The sequence below is a fragment of the Escherichia sp. WS568 genome, assembly GCF_046486085.1.
Classification (GTDB): domain Bacteria; phylum Pseudomonadota; class Gammaproteobacteria; order Enterobacterales; family Enterobacteriaceae; genus Escherichia; species Escherichia coli.
In genome coordinates this window covers 1-21,921 of sequence record NZ_JBJQMC010000012.1, presented here as the reverse complement: position 1 = coordinate 21,921, position 21,921 = coordinate 1, and the positions used below count along the sequence as shown (strand labels likewise).

At 47.4% G+C, this 21,921-nt stretch carries 22 protein-coding genes, 4 pseudogenes and 1 other annotated feature; of the genes and pseudogenes, 17 read left to right on the top strand and 9 right to left on the bottom strand.

Annotated elements, in window-relative coordinates; all coding sequences use genetic code 11:
• Positions 1–5 precede the first annotated feature (5 nt).
• The 5 genes from ACJHWR_RS14595 to rnm all read right to left on the bottom strand — a co-directional run bounded on the left by ACJHWR_RS14595 (position 6) and on the right by rnm (position 5,684).
• Positions 6–1,007 (bottom strand): hypothetical protein, encoded by a 1,002-nt coding sequence (locus tag ACJHWR_RS14595; RefSeq protein WP_000622025.1) that lies wholly within the window; start codon positions 1,005–1,007, stop codon positions 6–8.
• Positions 1,008–1,176: 169 nt separating this feature from the next.
• Positions 1,177–2,052 carry a 23S rRNA pseudouridine(2605) synthase RluB gene (gene rluB / locus ACJHWR_RS14590; RefSeq protein ID WP_001291217.1) on the bottom strand — a complete coding sequence of 292 codons (876 nt, stop codon included), beginning with the start codon at positions 2,050–2,052 and terminating at the stop codon, positions 1,177–1,179.
• A 210-nt stretch (positions 2,053–2,262) separates the two neighbouring features.
• Positions 2,263–4,158 carry a DUF2207 domain-containing protein gene (locus ACJHWR_RS14585; RefSeq protein WP_001330536.1) on the bottom strand — a complete coding sequence of 632 codons (1,896 nt, stop codon included), beginning with the start codon at positions 4,156–4,158 and terminating at the stop codon, positions 2,263–2,265.
• Between the two features lie 27 nt (positions 4,159–4,185).
• Positions 4,186–4,806, bottom strand: a complete 621-nt coding sequence (locus ACJHWR_RS14580; protein WP_001295575.1) for an L-threonylcarbamoyladenylate synthase — start codon at positions 4,804–4,806, stop codon at positions 4,186–4,188.
• Positions 4,803–5,684 (bottom strand): RNase RNM, encoded by an 882-nt coding sequence (gene rnm / locus ACJHWR_RS14575; RefSeq protein WP_001285697.1) that lies wholly within the window; start codon positions 5,682–5,684, stop codon positions 4,803–4,805. Before rnm ends, ACJHWR_RS14580 begins: the two co-directional genes overlap by 4 nt.
• 137 nt (positions 5,685–5,821) lie before the next feature.
• On the opposite strand from rnm, the gene trpL reads away from it, so the two are divergent.
• The 9 genes and pseudogenes from trpL (at position 5,822) to ACJHWR_RS14530 (ending at position 14,185) form a co-directional block, all read left to right on the top strand.
• Entirely contained in the window at positions 5,822–5,866 is a 45-nt protein-coding gene (gene trpL, locus ACJHWR_RS14570; RefSeq protein WP_001700591.1) for a trp operon leader peptide, read from the top strand.
• Positions 5,843–5,936, top strand: a sequence feature (Trp leader region). (Overlaps the previous gene by 24 nt.)
• Positions 5,937–5,957: 21 nt before the next feature.
• The gene (trpE, locus tag ACJHWR_RS14565) at positions 5,958–7,520 is read left to right on the top strand and encodes an anthranilate synthase component I (protein ID WP_001194634.1); all 1,563 of its coding nucleotides are present in this window, start codon (positions 5,958–5,960) and stop codon (positions 7,518–7,520) included.
• Positions 7,520–9,115 carry a bifunctional anthranilate synthase glutamate amidotransferase component TrpG/anthranilate phosphoribosyltransferase TrpD gene (gene trpD / locus ACJHWR_RS14560; protein WP_000763524.1) on the top strand — a complete coding sequence of 532 codons (1,596 nt, stop codon included), beginning with the start codon at positions 7,520–7,522 and terminating at the stop codon, positions 9,113–9,115. Before trpE ends, trpD begins: the two co-directional genes overlap by 1 nt.
• Positions 9,116–10,477, top strand: coding sequence for a bifunctional indole-3-glycerol-phosphate synthase TrpC/phosphoribosylanthranilate isomerase TrpF (gene trpCF / locus ACJHWR_RS14555; RefSeq protein ID WP_000983885.1), 1,362 nt, complete (start codon positions 9,116–9,118; stop codon positions 10,475–10,477). It begins immediately after the preceding gene.
• Positions 10,478–10,488: 11 nt separating this feature from the next.
• Positions 10,489–11,682, top strand: coding sequence for a tryptophan synthase subunit beta (gene trpB / locus ACJHWR_RS14550; RefSeq protein ID WP_000209513.1), 1,194 nt, complete (start codon positions 10,489–10,491; stop codon positions 11,680–11,682).
• Positions 11,682–12,488: a tryptophan synthase subunit alpha gene (trpA, locus tag ACJHWR_RS14545; RefSeq protein WP_000443094.1), complete on the top strand. Its 807-nt coding sequence runs from the start codon at positions 11,682–11,684 to the stop codon at positions 12,486–12,488. The genes trpB and trpA overlap by 1 nt, the downstream gene beginning before the upstream one ends.
• 380 nt (positions 12,489–12,868) lie before the next feature.
• Positions 12,869–13,048: a general stress protein gene (locus ACJHWR_RS14540; protein ID WP_000807651.1), complete on the top strand. Its 180-nt coding sequence runs from the start codon at positions 12,869–12,871 to the stop codon at positions 13,046–13,048.
• Positions 13,049–13,133: 85 nt separating this feature from the next.
• The gene (locus ACJHWR_RS14535; RefSeq protein ID WP_001056491.1) at positions 13,134–13,634 is read left to right on the top strand and encodes a ferritin-like domain-containing protein; all 501 of its coding nucleotides are present in this window, start codon (positions 13,134–13,136) and stop codon (positions 13,632–13,634) included.
• A 45-nt stretch (positions 13,635–13,679) separates the two neighbouring features.
• Positions 13,680–14,185 (top strand): annotated as a pseudogene (locus ACJHWR_RS14530) (ferritin-like domain-containing protein).
• A gap of 59 nt (positions 14,186–14,244) precedes the next feature.
• Here ACJHWR_RS14530 and ompW read toward each other — a convergent pair.
• Positions 14,245–14,883 (bottom strand): outer membrane protein OmpW, encoded by a 639-nt coding sequence (gene ompW / locus ACJHWR_RS14525; RefSeq protein ID WP_000737245.1) that lies wholly within the window; start codon positions 14,881–14,883, stop codon positions 14,245–14,247.
• Between the two features lie 237 nt (positions 14,884–15,120).
• On the opposite strand from ompW, the pseudogene ACJHWR_RS14520 reads away from it, so the two are divergent.
• From ACJHWR_RS14520 to yciA, 4 genes and pseudogenes are all read left to right on the top strand, one after another.
• Positions 15,121–15,210: pseudogene (locus ACJHWR_RS14520) on the top strand (YkgJ family cysteine cluster protein); the annotation flags it as partial.
• 27 nt (positions 15,211–15,237) lie between these two features.
• Positions 15,238–15,981 carry a YciC family protein gene (locus ACJHWR_RS14515; protein WP_000028541.1) on the top strand — a complete coding sequence of 248 codons (744 nt, stop codon included), beginning with the start codon at positions 15,238–15,240 and terminating at the stop codon, positions 15,979–15,981.
• Between the two features lie 29 nt (positions 15,982–16,010).
• Positions 16,011–16,550: a septation protein A gene (locus tag ACJHWR_RS14510; RefSeq protein ID WP_000808672.1), complete on the top strand. Its 540-nt coding sequence runs from the start codon at positions 16,011–16,013 to the stop codon at positions 16,548–16,550.
• 104 nt (positions 16,551–16,654) lie between these two features.
• On the top strand, positions 16,655–17,053 hold the full coding sequence (gene yciA / locus ACJHWR_RS14505) for an acyl-CoA thioester hydrolase YciA (RefSeq protein WP_000108160.1): 399 nt from the start codon (positions 16,655–16,657) through the stop codon (positions 17,051–17,053).
• A 39-nt stretch (positions 17,054–17,092) separates the two neighbouring features.
• Here yciA and tonB read toward each other — a convergent pair whose 3' ends face one another.
• On the bottom strand, positions 17,093–17,809 hold the full coding sequence (gene tonB, locus ACJHWR_RS14500) for a TonB system transport protein TonB (protein ID WP_024175796.1): 717 nt from the start codon (positions 17,807–17,809) through the stop codon (positions 17,093–17,095).
• A gap of 223 nt (positions 17,810–18,032) precedes the next feature.
• Between tonB and ACJHWR_RS14495 the strand changes: the two genes are divergently transcribed.
• From ACJHWR_RS14495 to ACJHWR_RS14485, 3 genes and pseudogenes are all read left to right on the top strand, one after another.
• The gene (locus tag ACJHWR_RS14495) at positions 18,033–18,329 is read left to right on the top strand and encodes a YciI family protein (protein WP_000967595.1); all 297 of its coding nucleotides are present in this window, start codon (positions 18,033–18,035) and stop codon (positions 18,327–18,329) included.
• Positions 18,330–18,481: 152 nt separating this feature from the next.
• Positions 18,482–18,705, top strand: a pseudogene (locus ACJHWR_RS14490) (SOS response-associated peptidase family protein); the annotation flags it as partial.
• A gap of 142 nt (positions 18,706–18,847) precedes the next feature.
• On the top strand, positions 18,848–20,641 hold the full coding sequence (locus ACJHWR_RS14485; protein ID WP_000022039.1) for an LTA synthase family protein: 1,794 nt from the start codon (positions 18,848–18,850) through the stop codon (positions 20,639–20,641).
• Positions 20,642–20,766: 125 nt separating this feature from the next.
• Here the strand turns inward: ACJHWR_RS14485 and ACJHWR_RS14480 are convergent.
• Positions 20,767–20,991, bottom strand: a pseudogene (locus ACJHWR_RS14480) (hypothetical protein); the annotation flags it as partial.
• A 75-nt stretch (positions 20,992–21,066) separates the two neighbouring features.
• Here ACJHWR_RS14480 and ACJHWR_RS14475 point away from each other — a divergent pair.
• Positions 21,067–21,294 carry a DinI-like family protein gene (locus ACJHWR_RS14475; protein ID WP_000497462.1) on the top strand — a complete coding sequence of 76 codons (228 nt, stop codon included), beginning with the start codon at positions 21,067–21,069 and terminating at the stop codon, positions 21,292–21,294.
• Between the two features lie 88 nt (positions 21,295–21,382).
• Here the strand turns inward: ACJHWR_RS14475 and ACJHWR_RS14470 are convergent, their stop codons facing one another.
• Complete coding sequence (locus ACJHWR_RS14470) at positions 21,383–21,751, bottom strand: tail fiber domain-containing protein (protein WP_000843044.1); 369 nt, start codon at positions 21,749–21,751, stop codon at positions 21,383–21,385.
• Between the last annotated feature and the right edge of the window lie 170 nt (positions 21,752–21,921).

Sequence of the window (21,921 nt, the reverse complement as noted above, 5' to 3'; positions counted from 1 at the left end):
GCCTCCTATAACATTATTCCGCTGGCAATAAGTAATTTTGCCAGCCCCTCAGACGCCTTTAACCCACTAATGACCTGTGCGCGCAATATCTCATTTAACCTTTTTTGTTCAGCTGCCGTGCGTGTTTTATTAACATATAAATTATTCAGATAATCACCCTTATCTATAAAGGCATTTAAAGCCTCAATTGCGGGCATGGCAGGTGCCGATGCCTGTAGCCTGGTTTCATTCACATTGATTACTGAACTTAGAAACTCCTTCCTGTTTTTCAGAGTGTTAAACTCTGTATTCTTAGCGTTTTTAGATGCCGTATTATAATAAAACATATTATCATGCACATTCGCAAAGGTATAATTTTCAATCTTATTGCTTTTTGTATAAATATCATTACGCAAAACTGTCATGTTCCCTATAAGTCTTACCCAGTTTTCATCTACCGTTTTGCCTATTTTTCCAGAATTGACTTTTATTATATATAACTCATTGAAATAATTTACCAAATCTTTAACCGCTGCTGCAGATTGTGCTAAATCTTTGCTATGTGAAATACCAAGTAGTGTTTGTGCGTTGTTTGCGTGATCCAGAGCCTGTTTAAGTAATGCCACTTGCTGACTTTCTGTCGTTGCCATGTCCTCAGTCAGAAGTTCTACATAAGCGCTCATGCTATTAATGACTTCCATTGAAGCCAGTAATTTTTCTTTCTCGAAAGGGACTAATTGTACTTTTTTTGTATTTGGCCCAGGGCGCTGGCATAATTTTCCGCCATTACCATCACCGCCTATATCTATGGTATAATCAGGTCGCAGTGCACAATCCGGATTAGTTGCATAGAAATTAACAAGGAAGTTTTCACGAGAAGCATAGTATTGTTTAAAGAAACTTGCATTCGCCGCAACCGCCTTGTTACCCGCAGTAATAACAGTTTCAGCTTGTTCATTCTTCAATGCTTCGGTTGCACAACCTGAAAGCATTAACAGCGATAGAAATATTCCACTATATCTAATCATAACCCACCTCTTGACGTTGAGTTTATCTCAGATAATTAAATAGTAATGTGGCTATTTCCTGGTAATATTCATAAGCAAGTATGAAATTAAATTAAAATACTGCGACTATTTATCATACTTCAAATGAAGAAAAGGCCCCGCAGGGCCTTTATTTTATACTTAACTTAAATTAACCGTTATTATTACGTCCACCAGAACGACGACCGCCGCTGACCTGGCTGTGACGTTTCACCGCACGACGAATTTGATTCGCCTTCATACGACGACGGTCTTTTTCTACAGCAACTTTAGAGCTGGTTTCTGGCGGTAGTTCCACCAGCTCACGCAGATAGTTAGTCTGGGCGAGGTCCAGCTCCGTCCAGCCACCGCGTGGCAGACCTTTCGGCAGTGGGATATCACCGTAACGCACGCGGATCAGACGGCTCACCTGCACACCAACCGCTTCCCAAAGACGACGAACTTCACGGTTACGGCCTTCGGTCAGAGTAACGTTGTACCACTGGTTGATCCCTTCGCCGCCGCTGAACTTGATGGTTTTAAAGGCTGCCGGACCATCTTCCAACTGCACGCCACGACTCAAATCACGCAGTTTCGCGTCGTCAACCTGACCAAATACACGCACGGCATATTCACGTTCAACTTCACGGCTTGGGTGCATTAAACGGTTTGCCAGTTCACCATCGGTGGTGAACAGCAGCAGACCACAGGTATTAACGTCCAGGCGCCCCACGGCAATCCAGCGTGCGCCACGCAGTTTTGGCAGACGGTCAAACACCGTTGGACGTCCTTCCGGATCGTTACGGGTACACAACTCACCTTCCGGTTTGTAATAGGCCAGAACGCGACAAATTTGTTCAGCGGACTCACGTACCGAAATCAGGTGACCATCGATACGGATTTTCAATCCAGGGGTAACTTCAACGCGATCGCCGAGTTTAGCAATTTTGCCATCAACACTCACACGACCGGCTTCAATAATAGATTCGATTTCACGGCGAGAGCCGTGGCCGGCACGCGCCAGCACTTTCTGTAGCTTTTCGCTCATAGAGCTTCCTTTTGGTGTCGCCTTCCCAGGCGTCTGATATGCTTTTGTGCAACAGTGAGTCAGAATTTACATCTGACTCACTGATAGTAAAGTCTGTTTGAACTCTTCAGGCCTTAAGTAAACGACTCGACGTTTATCGGCCTGGCTTTGAGGCGCAACATACTACACTATCTTTATGGTTAAAGCTTGTTTCGATTAACATCAGCTTAATTACCAGCCACCACCGCCTCCGCCACCCGCCCCGCCGCCAGCACCACCACCGGAATAACTTCGCCCCAACAAACTGGTATTGGCCCCCAGGCTCAGGTGCATCTGTAATGAAAACAAAACGCCACTACGGGCAATTTCCGGGGCGTGAACAGCCGCTGTGAGTGATGGGGTGATACGTGCTGCCCATTCTTTTCCAAGGTTTGCCGAGACTGCCCAACCTAGCAACGCGTAATCCAGTTTCCGTGTTTCCCCTTTCCGCCGCCGCCCACTGTGTGTTGCTGCCTCTTTACGCGCAAGATAGTTAACGATAGCTTCACCGTGGGCATAACGTTGCTGCCCAGTTTGGGTAAACTTTGGCAGAAAAATATACCCCATGCCAGTGAGATAACCGGTCAGGAAAACAGCGCTAAAATAACCCGCTGGCATATACCAGTAAAAGAATACATCTCCGACATTGATATAGAGAGAATAAAAGGCCACGCCTGAACAAATCAGCGGTAAAAACAAAGTGATGATTACACGATTAACGCAAGGCTTGTCATCATCGCGGGCAAACAAAAGCTCAAGGGAACAAAATAAAAAAGGAAGAAGCCAGCAGATCATAATAAACATATCGCCAACCAGACTCATTCCTGCCCAACCTACGGGACTCAGGTTACCGTAGAGAATGACCGCCAATATCGCCATTCCGCCCCATTGCAAAAACGTATCTGGTCGATAAAACGAAGACTTTTTACGCGGCAGATAAAATTTCTGCATCCGTAAAAATGCCCTGCGTAAGACTCTGTTGCGTCTCCCCGTAAGAACGACCTTATCGCCTTTACGAAATAACGCTTCCAGTAATAACTGCTCTGCGGGCAGTAATACCGCATTATTTCTGGTCGCGCCTTCATTAACACAAATCAGGATTTGCTGGTTCTTGTCATACTGATCTTCCAGATGAATTTTTCCTTTAACAATCAGATTTACGATATCGGCACAAAAACCTTTATCGTCGTAAACCAGCTTCGCATCGAGACGTAACATGCCGGGTGTGTAATCTGGCGGAATGACATCGGTTTCAATCACATCTACCGGCGTAAATTGCGGCCTGCGCTTCCAGAGATATAACCATCCACACGCCAGGAAGAGACACGGAAACCAAATTAACAACGATGACGTAGAGGGTAAAAGAAGATGGCTGAAAATATTCGTCGTTTGTGGTGCCGGGGCATTACCAAGTAAAGCGTGAGGCCAGCGGTAGAGGACCGTGAAATCTTCACGATAAAACGGATCGCGGGATTCAATTCTTCCGTCCTCAAGGATGCGGCCATTTCGATATGTGTCGCCCTCTTCTCCAGTAAAGAGATCGATTTCGCTAAATGGATTACCCGCAATATCTGGCAACTTGAGTGAAAATAGGGTCTTATAAATTTCAAACGGCCAGTGGTTACCGGTCACGTTCCAGATTAGCAGATCAGAATCCCCTTCACGCAGGAAAGCATTTTTAACCTGATAATGAATTTGATAATGATAGTCGCCTTGAGGCAAGAAACGTTGTTTATCGCCCACGACAATACTCATTAACCCGATATGCCAGTCAAGATGCCAGGGTTCAGGAATACCATCACGGGTGACGCCAACAATATGATAGTTCAGCAGTGCAGCGTCCCCATCAGGCTGCATCCAGAGTCGTGGTAAATCACGATAAAATCCGTGCTTAATCTGCTGATTTCGCGCCTGAAAATGAATATTTTCTTTGATGTCGAGCACCCCATCCGGTTGCAGAGTGGCTTCAACATCAAAGAGAGAGATCCCTTCTTCATAAGAAGGGATCTCCGTGTTTTTCGCATAACTCAACGAAGAGAAAAAAAGCCCAACTATCAACAGCAAAATGCAGCGAAACTTCCCTGCCATAGTCTTCCATCCGTGGAACGCAATTTGTTATAAGAAAGGCTTCACATCACCTACGCCTTCACGCACCACGACCGGCGTATCATCGGTAAGATCAATAACCGTTGTCGGTTTCTGCCCGAGATAGCCACCGTGAATAATCAAATCCACCTGTTTTTCCAGACGGTCTTTAATTTCTTCCGGATCGGATTCGGTAAATTCACTGCCTGGCAGCATTAGCGAAGTGGAAAGCATCGGTTCGCCCAATGCTTCAAGCAGCGCCTGCGCAATCGGGTTAGACGGCACACGCATACCGATGGTTTTGCGTTTTTCCTGCAACAGACGGCGTGGCACTTCCTTCGTCCCCTTCAGGATGAAGGTATAGTTGCCCGGCGTGTTGTTTTTCATTAAACGAAACGCAACGTTATCGACAAATGAATAGGTCGAGAGTTCAGAAAGATCGCGACACATCAGGGTAAAGTTGTGACCGTCCGGCAGCTGGCGAATACGACAAATACGCTCCATGGCGTTTTTATCTTCAATTTTACAGCCGAGCGCATAGCCGGAATCAGTTGGATAAACAATCACCCCGCCTTTACGCACGATCTCCACCGCCTGGTTGATCAGACGTTGCTGCGGGTTATCAGGATGAATATAAAAAAACTGGCTCATAATTCCCTCTCTGTGGTGTTCTGCGGCTGTTCCCATAGCTGCCAGACGCCTTCAACGCCTGCGGGCAGCCAGAGTTTACGACCCAGTTCGATCCACGGGCATGGCTGATGAAAATCAGATCCTTGTGATGCCCATAAATGATGCTGACGCGCAAGTGTCGCCAGCTGGGTGCGTTCATTGGGCGATTGCTGGCACTGCGCGACTTCCATCGCGTCGCCGTGGTGTTCAGCAAAATGCGCAACCAATCTTTTCAGCCATTTAGCACTAAGATTGTACCGCCCAGGATGAGCTAGCACCGCCTTACCGCCAGAATGATGAATGACATCAATAGCTTGTTCTATTGTACACCACTGTGGCGGAACGTATCCGGTTTTCCCGCGCGCCAGATATTTTTTAAAGACATCCGCCATTGAACTGGCTTTGCCGCACTCCACAAGGAAACGAGCAAAATGACCGCGCGTCACCGCACCGCCCTGCGCCAGTCGTTGCGCGCCTTCCAGTGCCCCAGGTATTTGCGCTTTTTCAAGTCTTTCGGCAATCAGCTGCGCCCGCTGATTGCGCCGTTCTGTCTGCTGCGCGAGGAACTCACACATTAGCGGATGAGTAATATCAATATTCAGCCCGACAATATGAATTTCATGATTTTCCCAGACCGTGGAAATTTCCACGCCGGGAATAAGATTCAGCGCCAGTCCCGAACGTGAAATTTCCTCTCTTGCTGGTGCAATTGCAGCTGTGGTGTCATGGTCGGTGATCGCCAGGGTGCCGACGCGCATCTCGACTGCACGGCGCACCAATGCTTCTGGCGTCAGGCAGCCATCGGAAGCTGTGGTATGGCTGTGCAGGTCGTAAATCACTGCGTAATTCGTGTCGCTCAAGGCGCACTCCCGTTCTGGATAATGTTTTTTGCGCCGACATCATAACGGTTCTGGCAAATATTCTGAAATGAGCTGTTGACAATTAATCATCGAACTAGTTAACTAGTACGCAAGTTCACGTAAAAAGGGTATCGACAATGAAAGCAATTTTCGTACTGAAAGGTTGGTGGCGCACTTCCTGAAACGGGCAGTGTATTCACCATGCGTAAAGCAATCAGATACCCAGCCCGCCTAATTAGCGGGCTTTTTTTTGAACAAAATTAGAGAATAACAATGCAAACACAAAAACCGACTCTCGAACTGCTAACTTGCAAAGGCGCTTATCGCGACAACCCGACTGCGCTTTTTCACCAGTTGTGTGGGGATCGTCCGGCAACGCTGCTGCTGGAATCCGCAGATATCGACAGCAAAGATGATTTAAAAAGTCTATTGCTAGTGGACAGTGCGCTGCGCATTACAGCATTAGGTGACACTGTCACTATTCAGGCACTTTCCGGCAATGGCGAAGCCCTGTTGGCATTACTGGATAACGCCCTGCCTGCGGGTGTGGAAAATGAACAATCACCAAACTGCCGCGTGCTGCGCTTCCCTCCTGTCAGTCCATTGCTGGATGAAGACGCCCGCTTATGCTCCCTTTCGGTTTTTGACGCTTTCCGCTTATTGCAGAATCTGTTGAATGTACCGAAGGAAGAACGGGAAGCGATGTTCTTTGGTGGCCTGTTCTCTTACGACCTGGTCGCAGGATTTGAAGATTTACCGCAACTGGCAGCGGAAAATAACTGCCCTGATTTCTGTTTTTATCTCGCTGAAACGCTGATGGTGATTGACCATCAGAAAAAAAGCACCCGTATTCAGGCCAGCCTGTTTGCTCCCAATGAAAAAGAAAAACAACGTCTCACTGCTCGCCTGAACGAACTTCGCCAGCAACTGACCGAAACCGCGCCACCGCTGCCGGTGGTTTCCGTGCCGCATATGCGTTGTGAATGTAATCAGAGCGATGAAGAGTTCGGTGGCGTGGTGCGTTCGTTGCAAAAAGCGATTCGCGCCGGAGAAATTTTCCAGGTGGTGCCATCTCGCCGTTTCTCTCTACCCTGCCCGTCACCGCTGGCGGCTTATTACGTGCTGAAAAAGAGTAATCCCAGCCCGTACATGTTTTTTATGCAGGATAATGATTTCACCCTGTTTGGCGCGTCGCCGGAAAGTTCGCTCAAGTATGACGCCACCAGCCGCCAGATTGAGATCTACCCGATTGCCGGAACACGCCCACGCGGTCGTCGTGCCGATGGTTCACTGGACAGAGACCTCGACAGCCGCATCGAACTCGAAATGCGTACCGACCATAAAGAGCTTTCTGAACATCTGATGCTGGTGGATCTCGCCCGTAATGACCTGGCTCGCATTTGCACACCCGGCAGCCGCTACGTTGCCGATCTCACCAAAGTTGACCGTTACTCTTACGTGATGCACCTGGTCTCCCGCGTTGTTGGTGAGCTGCGCCACGATCTCGACGCCCTGCACGCTTACCGCGCCTGTATGAATATGGGGACGTTAAGCGGTGCGCCGAAAGTACGCGCTATGCAGTTAATTGCCGAAGCAGAAGGTCGTCGACGCGGCAGCTACGGCGGCGCGGTAGGTTATTTTACCGCGCATGGCGATCTCGACACCTGCATTGTGATCCGCTCGGCGCTGGTGGAAAACGGTATCGCCACCGTGCAAGCCGGTGCTGGCGTAGTCCTTGATTCTGTTCCGCAGTCGGAAGCCGACGAAACCCGTAATAAAGCCCGCGCTGTACTGCGCGCTATTGCCACCGCGCATCATGCACAGGAGACCTTCTGATGGCTGACATTCTGCTGCTCGATAATATCGATTCTTTTACTTACAACCTGGCAGATCAGTTGCGCAGCAATGGTCATAACGTGGTGATTTACCGCAACCATATTCCGGCGCAGACCTTAATTGAACGCCTGGCGACGATGAGCAATCCGGTGCTGATGCTCTCTCCTGGCCCCGGTGTGCCGAGCGAAGCCGGTTGTATGCCGGAACTCCTCACCCGCCTGCGCGGCAAGCTGCCAATTATTGGCATTTGCCTCGGTCATCAGGCGATTGTCGAAGCTTACGGGGGCTATGTCGGTCAGGCGGGCGAAATTCTTCACGGTAAAGCGTCGAGCATTGAACATGACGGTCAGGCGATGTTTGCCGGATTAACAAACCCGCTGCCAGTGGCGCGTTATCACTCGCTGGTTGGCAGTAATATTCCGGCAGGTTTAACCATCAACGCCCATTTTAATGGCATGGTGATGGCGGTGCGCCATGATGCGGATCGCGTTTGTGGATTCCAGTTCCATCCGGAATCCATTCTTACTACCCAGGGCGCTCGCCTGCTGGAACAAACGCTGGCCTGGGCGCAGCAGAAACTAGAGCCAACCAACACGCTGCAACCGATTCTGGAAAAACTGTATCAGGCGCAGACCCTTAGTCAGCAGGAAAGCCACCAGCTATTTTCAGCGGTGGTGCGTGGCGAACTGAAACCGGAACAACTGGCGGCGGCGCTGGTGAGCATGAAAATTCGCGGCGAGCACCCGAATGAAATCGCCGGGGCAGCAACCGCGCTACTGGAAAACGCCGCGCCGTTCCCGCGCCCGGATTATCTGTTTGCCGATATCGTCGGTACTGGCGGTGACGGCAGCAACAGTATCAATATTTCTACCGCCAGTGCGTTTGTCGCCGCGGCCTGCGGGCTGAAAGTGGCGAAACACGGCAACCGTAGCGTCTCCAGTAAATCCGGCTCGTCGGATCTGCTGGCGGCGTTCGGTATTAATCTTGATATGAACGCCGATAAATCGCGCCAGGCGCTGGATGAGTTAGGCGTCTGTTTCCTCTTTGCGCCGAAATATCACACCGGATTCCGCCATGCAATGCCGGTTCGCCAGCAACTGAAAACCCGCACCCTGTTCAATGTTCTGGGGCCATTAATTAACCCGGCGCATCCTCCGCTGGCGTTAATTGGTGTCTACAGCCCGGAGCTGGTGCTGCCGATTGCCGAAACCTTGCGCGTGCTGGGGTATCAACGCGCGGCGGTGGTGCACAGCGGCGGGATGGATGAAGTTTCATTACACGCGCCGACAATCGTTGCCGAACTGCATGACGGCGAAATTAAAAGCTATCAGCTCACCGCAGAAGACTTTGGCCTGACACCCTACCACCAGGAGCAATTGGCAGGCGGAACACCGGAAGAAAACCGTGACATTTTAACACGCTTGTTACAAGGTAAAGGCGACGCCGCCCATGAAGCAGCCGTCGCGGCGAATGTCGCCATGTTAATGCGCCTGCATGGCCATGAAGATCTGCAAGCCAATGCGCAAACCGTTCTTGAGGTACTGCGCAGTGGTTCCGCTTACGACAGAGTCACCGCACTGGCGGCACGAGGGTAAATGATGCAAACCGTTTTAGCGAAAATCGTCGCAGACAAGGCGATTTGGGTAGAAACCCGCAAAGAGCAGCAACCGCTGGCCAGTTTTCAGAATGAGGTTCAGCCGAGCACGCGACATTTTTATGATGCACTTCAGGGCGCACGCACGGCGTTTATTCTGGAGTGTAAAAAAGCGTCGCCGTCAAAAGGCGTGATCCGTGATGATTTCGATCCGGCACGCATTGCAACCGTCTACAGAAATTACGCTTCGGCAATTTCGGTGCTGACTGACGAGAAATATTTTCAGGGGAGCTTTGATTTCCTCCCCATTGTCAGCCAAATCGCCCCACAGCCGATTTTATGTAAAGACTTTATTATCGACCCTTACCAGATCTATCTGGCGCGCTATTACCAGGCTGATGCCTGCTTATTAATGCTTTCAGTACTGGATGACGAACAATATCGCCAGCTTGCCGCCGTCGCCCACAGTCTGGAGATGGGTGTGCTGACCGAAGTCAGTAATGAAGAGGAACTGGAGCGCGCCATTGCATTGGGGGCAAAGGTCGTTGGCATCAACAACCGCGATCTGCGCGATTTGTCGATTGATCTCAACCGTACCCGCGAGCTTGCACCGAAACTGGGGCACAACGTGACGGTAATCAGCGAATCCGGCATCAATACTTACGCTCAGGTGCGCGAGTTAAGCCACTTCGCTAACGGTTTTCTGATTGGTTCGGCGTTGATGGCCCATGACGATTTGAACGCCGCCGTGCGCCGGGTGTTGCTGGGTGAGAATAAAGTGTGTGGCCTGACGCGTGGGCAAGATGCTAAAGCAGCTTATGACGCGGGCGCGATTTACGGTGGGTTGATTTTTGTTGCGACATCACCGCGTTGCGTCAACGTTGAACAGGCGCAGGAAGTGATGGCTGCGGCACCGTTGCAGTATGTTGGCGTGTTCCGCAATCACGATATTGCCGATGTGGTGGACAAAGCTAAGGTGTTATCGCTGGCGGCAGTGCAACTGCATGGTAAAGAAGATCAGCTGTATATCGACACTCTGCGTGAGGCTCTGCCAGCACACGTCGCCATCTGGAAGGCTTTAAGTGTCGGTGAAACTCTTCCCGCGCGCGATTTTCAGCACATCGATAAATATGTATTCGACAACGGTCAGGGCGGGAGCGGACAACGTTTCGACTGGTCACTATTAAATGGTCAATCGCTTGGCAACGTTCTGCTGGCGGGGGGCTTAGGCGCAGATAACTGCGTGGAAGCGGCACAAACCGGCTGCGCCGGACTTGATTTTAATTCTGCTGTAGAGTCGCAACCGGGCATCAAAGACGCACGTCTTTTGGCCTCGGTTTTCCAGACGCTGCGCGCATATTAAGGAAAGGAACAATGACAACATTACTTAACCCGTATTTTGGTGAGTTTGGCGGCATGTACGTGCCACAAATCCTGATGCCTGCTCTGCGCCAGCTGGAAGAAGCTTTTGTCAGTGCGCAAAAAGATCCTGAATTTCAGGCTCAGTTCAACGACCTGCTGAAAAACTATGCCGGGCGTCCAACCGCGCTGACCAAATGCCAGAACATTACAGCCGGGACGAACACCACGCTGTATCTGAAGCGCGAAGATTTGCTGCACGGCGGCGCGCATAAAACTAACCAGGTGCTGGGACAGGCGTTGCTGGCGAAGCGGATGGGTAAAACGGAAATCATCGCCGAAACCGGAGCCGGTCAGCATGGCGTGGCGTCGGCCCTTGCCAGCGCCCTGCTCGGCCTGAAATGCCGTATTTATATGGGTGCCAAAGACGTTGAACGCCAGTCGCCAAACGTTTTTCGTATGCGCTTAATGGGTGCGGAAGTGATCCCGGTACATAGCGGTTCCGCGACGCTGAAAGATGCCTGTAACGAGGCGCTGCGCGACTGGTCCGGCAGTTATGAAACCGCGCACTATATGCTGGGCACCGCAGCTGGCCCACATCCTTATCCGACCATTGTCCGTGAGTTTCAGCGAATGATTGGCGAAGAAACCAAAGCACAGATTCTGGAAAGAGAAGGTCGCCTGCCGGATGCGGTTATCGCCTGTGTTGGCGGCGGTTCGAATGCCATCGGCATGTTTGCAGATTTCATCAACGAAACCGACGTCGGCCTGATTGGTGTGGAGCCTGGCGGCCACGGTATCGAAACTGGCGAGCACGGCGCACCGTTAAAACATGGTCGCGTGGGCATCTATTTCGGTATGAAAGCGCCGATGATGCAAACCGAAGACGGGCAAATTGAAGAGTCTTACTCCATTTCTGCCGGGCTGGATTTCCCGTCCGTCGGCCCGCAACATGCGTATCTCAACAGCACTGGACGCGCTGATTACGTGTCTATTACCGACGATGAAGCCCTGGAAGCCTTTAAAACGCTTTGCCTGCATGAAGGGATCATCCCGGCGCTGGAATCCTCCCACGCCCTGGCCCATGCGCTGAAAATGATGCGCGAAAATCCGGAAAAAGAGCAGCTATTGGTGGTTAACCTTTCCGGTCGCGGCGATAAAGACATCTTCACCGTTCACGATATTTTGAAAGCACGAGGGGAAATCTGATGGAACGCTACGAATCTCTGTTTGCCCGTTTGAAGGAGCGCAAAGAAGGCGCATTCGTTCCTTTCGTCACCCTCGGTGATCCGGGCATTGAGCAGTCGCTGAAAATTATCGATGCGCTAATTGAAGCCGGTGCTGACGCGCTGGAGTTAGGCATCCCCTTCTCCGACCCACTGGCAGATGGCCCGACGATTCAAAACGCCACACTGCGTGCCTTTGCGGCAGGTGTGACCCCGGCGCAGTGCTTTGAGATGCTGGCACTCATTCGCCAGAAACACCCGACCATTCCCATTGGCCTGCTGATGTATGCCAACCTGGTGTTTAACAAAGGCATTGATGAGTTTTATGCCCAGTGCGAAAAAGCCGGCGTCGATTCGGTGCTGGTTGCCGATGTGCCCGTGGAAGAGTCCGCGCCCTTCCGCCAGGCCGCGTTGCGTCATAATGTCGCACCTATCTTTATCTGCCCGCCAAATGCCGATGACGACCTGCTGCGCCAGATAGCCTCTTACGGTCGTGGTTACACCTATTTATTGTCGCGTGCGGGCGTGACCGGCGCAGAAAACCGCGCCGCGTTACCCCTCAATCATCTGGTCACGAAGCTGAAAGAATACAATGCTGCGCCTCCATTGCAGGGATTTGGTATTTCCGCCCCGGATCAGGTAAAAGCAGCGATTGATGCAGGAGCTGCGGGCGCGATTTCTGGTTCGGCCATCGTTAAAATCATCGAGCAACATATTAATGAGCCAGAGAAAATGCTGGCGGCACTGAAAGCTTTTGTACAACCGATGAAAGCGGCGACGCGCAGTTAATCCCACAGCCGCCAGTTCCGCTGGCGGCATTTTTACTTTCTTTAACGAAGCCGGAAAAATCCTAAATTCATTTATTATTTATCTTTTTACCGTTTCGCTTACCCCTGTCGAACGTCAACTTACGTCTTTTTTCCGCCCAACAGTAATATAATCAAACAAATTAATCCCGCAACATAACACCAGTAAAGTCAATAATTTTCTCTAAGTCACTTATTCCTCAGGCAATTGTTAATATATCCAGAATGTTCCTCAAAATATATTTTTCCTCTTTTTTCTCGTTACGCTTAATTTGACTAATTCTCATTTGCGACTAATTTTAATGAGTGTCGACACACAACACTCATATTAATCAAACAATGCAGCGCAACGGGAGAAATAACATGGCCGAACATCGTGGTGGTTCAGGAAATTTCGCCGAAGACCGTGAGAAGGCATCCGACGCAGGCCGTAAAGGCGGTCAGCATAGCGGCGGTAATTTTAAAAATGATCCGCAACGCGCATCTGAAGCAGGTAAAAAAGGCGGTCAACAAAGCGGTGGTAATAAATCAGGAAAATCCTGATTCACCGTTCATTATTAATATCAGCTGATAAAGATAATTGCATCTGCGGGCCGTATGGCTCGCAGTGATTTCACTGGAGAAAAATATGAATATGAAGACCATTGAAGATGTATTTATTCACCTGCTTTCAGACACCTACAGTGCAGAAAAACAATTAACACGTGCACTGGCAAAACTCGCTAGAGCAACATCAAACGAAAAATTAAGTCAGGCTTTTCATGCGCACCTCGAGGAAACACATGGACAGATTGAACGTATTGATCAAGTTGTGGAATCAGAATCGAATCTGAAAATTAAGCGCATGAAATGTGTGGCAATGGAAGGTCTTATTGAAGAAGCTAATGAGGTCATCGAAAGTACCGAGAAAAACGAAGTGCGTGATGCCGCACTGATTGCCGCAGCACAGAAAGTCGAGCATTATGAGATTGCCAGTTACGGGACATTAGCGACGCTGGCTGAACAATTAGGTTACCGTAAAGCAGCTAAGCTTCTGAAAGAAACTCTTGAAGAAGAAAAGGCCACCGACATCAAACTGACTGATCTGGCCCTTAATAACGTAAATAAGAAAGCCGAAAATAAAGCCTGAAATATGAACTTTAACTTTTAGTCATTTTATAAAGAGGACATTTTCATGAATCGTATTGAACATTATCATGACTGGTTACGTGACGCCCACGCAATGGAAAAGCAAGCCGAATCTATGCTTTAATCCATGGCCAGCCGTATAGATAATTATCCTGAACTACGCGCTCGTATTGAACAACATCTTAGTGAAACCAAAAACCGATTGTTCAACTGGAAACTATTCTTGATCGTAATGACATTTCACGTTCAGTCATTAAAGATTCCATGAGTAAAATGGCTGCGCTTGGGCAGTCAATCAGTGGTATATTTCCTTCTGATGAAATAGTCAAAGGCTCTATTAGCGGATATGTCTTCGAGCAATTTGAAATCGCCTGTTACACCTCACTCTTAGCAGCAGCAAAAAATGCCGGTGATACAGCTTCAATTCCAACCATCGAAGCGATTTTAAATGAGGAAAAGCAAATGGCCGACTGGCTGATTCAGCATATTCCGCAAACAACTGAGAAATTTTTAATTCGCTCTGAAACTGATGGCGTAGAAGCGAAGAAATAATACCCTTTATACCATGTCCTTATTGACCCCGTATATTACGGGGTCGTTTTTGTGCGGAATTAAAAACGATATCCTGCTGAGAACATAAACACCCACGGATCGAGGCGTACGCTATCGTGTTGCTGTGCACCGCCCAGTTTATAATTGGCGGTGGTATCGATATCCATGTACCACACTGACATGTTAACCAACCAGTCACGGTTAATCAGATAATCAACCCCCACCTGCCCGGCAGCTCCCCAGGAATCTTTCAGACTGAGATCGGAAAGCCCCGCCTCTTTGCCATGATCGTTAAATCCATTATCAAAGAAGGTGGTGTAGTTAATACCTGCCCCAACGTAAGGACGGAATTTGCTGCTGGCATCACCAAAATACCACTGCGCCATCAGTGTTGGCGGCAGATGATGAACGGTTGCAATATCGCCGGTCGCCCGGGTGCCGATTTTATGGCGGAACGGCGTCGCAGCCAGTAATTCCACACCAATGTTGTCGGTCGCCATATAAGTAAACGTCAGGCCCAGTTGCGTGTTATTGGTCACGCTGAATCCACCCAGACTTCCTAACGTACCACCAGCACCTTCTGTTGGACGTACGGTTGCAGACCCTGCACGCATAAAAAATTCGCCTGCTTCATGCGCATAGGCACTGCCAGAGAGAAGAGTTGTTACTGCCAAAGCCGCCACTGTTAACTTTTTCATATCCGCTCCGTCGTTATGGTTATAAAAACGTGACGAATATACCCACATTGGAGTAACAAATGATCCTACACAGATCACATTATATATGATAATTCACCCTTTATTGATCTGGATTAATTTAGAAGTTGCACTGTGAATCCTGGTTAATGTGATTTAAATCAATTCCTATATATTTCACTACGCAAACATTAACTCGCTCGCCACTTGCTGCGGTTTGCCCATAGCTTAGACCCGCAATTACCTCCGCTTTACAAAGATATGCTTTTCCATACAAGACCTGATGCTGCCACCCGAGGCTTAACCAGGGTACAATTGCCCGCTAATTAACACCTGCATAAAACTCAAGGAGAGTGCATGTCTATCACGGCGCAGTCCGTATACCGTGACACCGGAAATTTCTTCCGTAATCAATTTATGACCATTCTGTTGGTATCGTTGCTATGTGCGTTTATCACAGTGGTGTTAGGGCATGTTTTCTCACCCAGTGATGCACAGCTTGCTCAGCTCAATGACGGCGTGCCCGTTAGCGGCAGTAGTGGGTTGTTCGACCTGGTTCAGAATATGTCACCTGAACAGCAACAAATTTTGCTGCAGGCTTCAGCGGCGTCCACTTTTTCAGGATTAATCGGTAACGCCATTCTAGCCGGAGGCGTAATATTAATTATCCAGCTGGTGTCTGCGGGTCAGAGAGTCAGTGCGCTTCGAGCTATTGGTGCCAGTGCGCCGATATTGCCAAAGTTATTTATTCTGATTTTTCTGACTACCCTTTTAGTACAGATTGGCATCATGCTGGTGGTCGTTCCGGGAATTATCATGGCCATTTTACTGGCTCTGGCACCGGTGATGTTGGTACAGGACAAAATGGGCATTTTTGCCTCGATGCGTAGCAGTATGCGGCTGACATGGGCGAATATGCGTCTGGTGGCACCCGCAGTACTGAGCTGGTTGCTGGCAAAAACACTGTTGCTGCTTTTTGCCTCTTCTTTTGCCGCATTAACCCCGGAAATTGGTGCCGTACTGGCGAACACCTTGAGCAACCTGATTTCAGCCGTATTGCTCATCTATCTGTTCCGCCTGTATATGTTGATTCGCCAATAACCTTAAGCATTTGATTACGGAATCGTAAAATGAAGCAGTTTCTTGATTTTTTACCGCTGGTTGTCTTTTTCGCGTTCTACAAGATTTATGACATCTATGCGGCTACTGCGGCGCTCATCGTCGCCACGGCGATTGTGCTTATCTATAGCTGGGTTCGCTTTCGTAAGGTTGAGAAGATGGCCCTGATCACTTTTGTTCTGGTGGTCGTCTTCGGTGGCTTAACGCTGTTCTTCCACAATGATGAGTTTATTAAATGGAAGGTTACTGTCATTTATGCCCTGTTTGCGGGTGCCCTGTTAGTCAGTCAATGGGTGATGAAAAAGCCGCTAATTCAGCGGATGCTGGGTAAAGAACTCACCCTGCCGCAATCGGTATGGTCGAAGCTGAATCTGGCCTGGGCTGTTTTCTTTATCCTTTGCGGCCTGGCAAACATCTACATCGCATTCTGGCTGCCGCAAAATATTTGGGTCAACTTTAAAGTCTTTGGCCTGACCGCCCTTACCTTAATCTTCACATTGTTAAGCGGTATCTATATCTACCGCCACATGCCGCAGGAAGATAAATCCTAACCAGACTGCCAGTCCTTCGGGGCTGGCGCTGTATCTCCTCTGTTCTCCTCAGGAAAATCATAGTAGCATCGCGCCTGTGATTTTCCTTTTAAGTCGGTTTTACCATGTCTACAACACATAACGTCCCTCAGGGCGATCTTGTTTTACGTACTTTAGCCATGCCCGCCGATACCAATGCCAATGGTGACATCTTTGGTGGTTGGTTAATGTCACAAATGGATATTGGCGGCGCTATTCTGGCGAAAGAAATTGCCCACGGTCGTGTAGTGACCGTGCGGGTTGAAGGAATGACTTTCTTACGACCGGTTGCGGTCGGCGATGTGGTGTGCTGCTATGCACGCTGTGTCCAGAAAGGGACGACATCGGTCAGCATTAATATTGAAGTGTGGGTGAAAAAAGTCGCGTCTGAACCCATCGGGCAACGCTATAAAGCGACAGAAGCATTATTTAAGTATGTCGCGGTTGATCCTGAAGGAAAACCTCGCGCCTTACCTGTTGAGTAATAGTCAAAAGCCTCCGGTCGGAGGCTTTTGACTTTATGCTTACTGAATTTCGGTAGTGCCGTTAATTTTAAACAGGATATTCACCACAATCCCACTGCCTGGCTTACCCGGCTCATAACGCCATCTGCGCATCGCATTTTTCACTTCACGCTCAAACATGTTCGCAGGCTTGGCTGAGAGGATTTGTACGTTATCCACGCGACCATCTGGCGTGACATCAAATTTAACTTTAACCTGCCCTTCAATGCGCAATGCCTGTGCTCGTGCCGGATACTGCGGCTGATTACGGCTTAATGCGCGTGGTCCTGAAGCCACACTGGTAACCGGCTTGCTGGTTGCAGCCGTTGCCGTACTTGATGTCGGGCGCGCGGGTGCCGTATTTTCAAACGGTGATGCCGGACGCGACTCTACGGGTTTGACATCGCGTTTTGGCTGCTCCACCTTTTTCACCGGCTTCGGTTTTGGCTTAGGTTTCGGCTTCGGCTTTTCAATGACCACCGGAGCTTCTTTTGGCGGTTCAGGGATCGGCTCAGGTTCCGGTTCTGGCTCTACCACCGGCTCCGGTGGTGGTTGAACGGCTTGTGGCGGTTCGAGATCCGCTGGCGCAACCATCGTGACAGAAATCGGCTGCGCGGGCGCAGGTAGTTCAATAACCTGATGTACCGAGGTATAGATCAAACCCGCCACAACAGCACCATGAATGCAGACCGAAAGTAACGTCGGCCAGGGGAAGCGGCGAGGTAAATCAAGGGTCATTGAAGTCATAATCATTTCAGTAGAAAAACCAGGCCCCGATTTTAAATGCAAATAGCAATCATATTCAATAAGGCAAGACGATCAGGATCAGTGAAAATGTCATTTTTGGCGTAATTGACCTTACTTTATGCATGGTCTTAACAAAGACATCATCTTTCCGTTGCAGATCTTCGCCCTTTCAAATAACGTACTTTACAACTTTCCCGAACAAGGAGTTGTGCCTGTGTTGTATGTTATTTACGCTCAAGACAAAGCTGATAGCCTCGAAAAACGCCTTTCCGTTCGTCCGGCACATTTAGCACGTTTACAGTTACTGCATGATGAAGGTCGTTTGTTGACCGCCGGTCCAATGCCAGCAGTAGACAGTAACGATCCAGGGGCTGCGGGATTTACTGGCTCAACCGTTATTGCTGAATTTGAGTCGCTGGAAGCAGCTCAGGCCTGGGCCGATGCTGACCCGTACGTAGCGGCAGGAGTCTATGAACACGTTTCAGTGAAACCATTTAAGAAAGTGTTTTGAATAAATTAAATATTATTTAAATTCAAAGCAATAACGAAAGACAGTCAACATAATCAATAATAAAGGGCGCATTTAAGTACACATTAATCTAAGCGCCCCTTTTTTTTCGCTACGACTTATACTTTCAGTCTGACATCTGGCTGGAGGTTTCTATGTGCGGACGCTTTTCACAGTCAATGACGCGTGAAGACTATCTCGCCCTTCTCGCAGATGAAGTCGAGCAAGACATTCCATATGACCCTGAACCGATCGGACGTTTCAACGTTGCGCCAGGCACCAAAGTTCTGCTTCTGAGCGAACGTGACGAGAAACTCCATCTTGATCCAGTTTTCTGGGGATACGCCCCGGATGGTGGGATAAACCTGGATTTTTACACATACCAAAGACAGATTAGATACTCTACTAATTAGATTTTAAACTCATGATTAGTAAGAGAGACTACCATGATTTATTTAACCAAAATGTCATTTTGTGATATTCTGCATAAAAGTTCATTATTCTAGAGATAGAGCATTAATATGAGTATCGGTTTGAGCAAAGTCGTTACAAGATATAAAAACTTAAAGTTGAAATCATATGTTTTCGACATTGTCAACGTTATGTTTTTATTGTACTTATTTTGTTTTCTAAATCAGTCAATAGTTATCATAGGAAATATTGAACCGCCTAAAGAGTTAATTGGTGCAATATTGAATTTCATCTGGCGTTCATCCCCCATTTTGTTTATTTATTTGTTATTTAGAATAATAAACATTCCAATTTTTCTATGTTCTTATTTATCAGGCATCGCAATTATAACATTGATGTTTGTGAACAGTACTAAAATGGCGTTAACCGGTGAGCCTTTATCATTTAATGACATTGTTTCTGGATTCAATTTGAGTGTCGCAGGAAAATACCTCAACTTATCATCCATTACTTACTCTGTCGCTATTCTAATTGGCGCAATAATCTCAATCCTACTTAGCAAAAAAACGGTCACAACAAGAAAAAATTATATATCGTTATTTCTTTTAATTATCATTACGATCCCCTTTTCATTCTACCCCTATATTGGAACCATTTTTAGCCCTAACAATAGGATTTCTGAAATCATAAACTCCAGCGCGAACAACTTAAATATAAAATATATTTACTGGAATTGGTCTCAAAATATTGGCGTTAATGGCTTGCCAATGCATATAATACAAACAAGTGTCAGAAAATCTGTACCACATGCAACTGATGCAGAACAATTAAGATATTTAGATGAAAAAAGATCTTTAGTATCCACTCATATAAAAAATAAAACCATTATTTATGTTTTATGTGAATCATGTTGGTATGATAAAAAAAACTTCCGAGAAAATTTCAAACCTGTTATTGATGAAGGTTACAGTGAATTACGGGCCATCTCACCAGTTTACGGTGGAGGTACCGCAAATGCCGAATTTGAAATGCTGACAGGACTACCAAGTAATTCAGATAAAATATCAGGAATCATCTATCAAGAATATTCAGATGCATTCAAACCAAAAGTTGACGCATTACCTAATGCCCTGAAAAACAAAGGCTATATTACTTTCGCAGCACATAATTACCAAGCAGACTTTTGGTATAGGAATAAAATTTACCCTAAATTTGGATTTGATAGATTTGATAGCATTATTAATATGGGAGATTTACCACCAGAGTATAGCAGTATTAAAAAACCATGGCAGTGGCAACCTGATGACTACCTGCTTTACAATGCAGCATTAAAAGCCATCCAAAATGCAGGAAACAAAGATATTTTTGTACATTTGATCACTATGTCAACTCATGGTCCTTATCAACACATTAATGATTATGGTGAAGGTGTTTATACCTATGAGATTAATGAGGCAGTCAAAAGATTCGTTCAATTTTCACAGCAAGTAGAAAAAATAGATCCAAATGCTGTAATCGTCTTTTACGGTGACCATAAACCACCACTAAATAAATATTTCGTCGAAAATGGGGTGCTACCAAGTAATATTTTCAACAAAATCGGAGAAGAAAAAGATGAAGATTTCGTCTTTAAAATGAGCACAACCCCACTCGATTTTGGTGATGTTCCTGTACTTATTAAATCAAATGATAAAGACGCCATTAAAAAATTCATAACCGACGCCAATGGAAAACCTTTTTTCTGTGTATCTTCATTAGTTGATAAACATTTCATTCAATCTGGATTGGTATCATTTAATCACAACGCAAAGCATGTCTGTGAAAACAGTGATAACTTTAATTATGATAAGTTAATTAACATGACCCCGTCGTGGATTTATTCAATGTCATTATTTCACGATTAGTATCTAGAAAATAATTGTAATAAATCATCATTAATTATGTAGACGCCTAAAATTAGGCATCTACATTTTATTAGAAAAGAGGTTGTCCTGACTAGGTTGTGGAAATGTGCATCGCATAAATCAAGGCTATAGAGCATGAAAGTGCGTTCTTCCCCCTCTACCATTGATAAATATTTAAAAGTGCTCACGCTGGATTCGATCCAGGCATTAGCATCTTTGAGTGAGAATTCCCAGTTAACTTTGCTCAACCCCTGAACAAATCGCTGTGTAGTGACGGTCTTCCGGCCATTCGGCTCTTGCTGTATCGAAGAATACCAGGCTATTTCAATATCGCTGCGTCGTGGCATCATTACGCCCTCTCTTGAATACCGGATAAAAACACAGTATAAATACTGTATATACACCCAGTAAAGAGGCAATGAGCAATGTTCGTGGAACTCGTTTATGGCAAAAGGAATTTTGATGGACTGCCCGGTGCAAAAGATATCATTCTGGGCGAGTTGACCAAGAGGGTTCACCGGATTTTCCCCGGCGCTGATGTCCGGGTTAAACCGATGATGACATTGCCGGCGATCAACACTGACGCCAACAAGCATGAGAATGAACAGATAAGCCGTACTGTTCAGGAAATGTTTGAAGAGACTGATATGTAGCTGTTTTCAGATTAAACGCCTTGAACCGTCACACTGATTAAGTACAATCCGGCGTGGTTGCGGCTTCCAGATTATAAGAATGATTCCCTTACTCACTTTTCAGCGCATTCACTTCTTCTCGTAATTCACTGAGTTCGTTCATTAGTGCCAGAATCGCTTCATGATGCAACGCTGCCGCAACGCCGTAAGTATCTGGAGAGAGTACTCCTTCCACCATAGTTCCATCAGGAAGTTGACGATCACCTCCCTCAGTTACTGCCTGGGGGAAGATTTTCTTAACATCCTGCGCGATAAACCCAATCCCCCATTGTCCGGTATCTTTTCGCGTCCAGGAACAACCTTTTAGCATTTCCATCTTACTGAGCGGGTCTCCAATTCTGGACACTCCATCTTTCAGGCGGCCATCTGAATTCGGAACCCATGCTCCAGGCGCTACAGCGTTACCAGTTGATTTCATAAAGCTCCATGTGGTTCCTGAGCTTGCGTTTGCTACCTGAATATTCCCTGATAAAGAACTGTAGTGGCACAGTAAATTTGGCCACCTGATTAAAGGTGATATTCTCACCTCAACACAAAACAGGTGACTTAATGAACAAGAAAACCAAACGTACTTTCACCCCTGAGTTC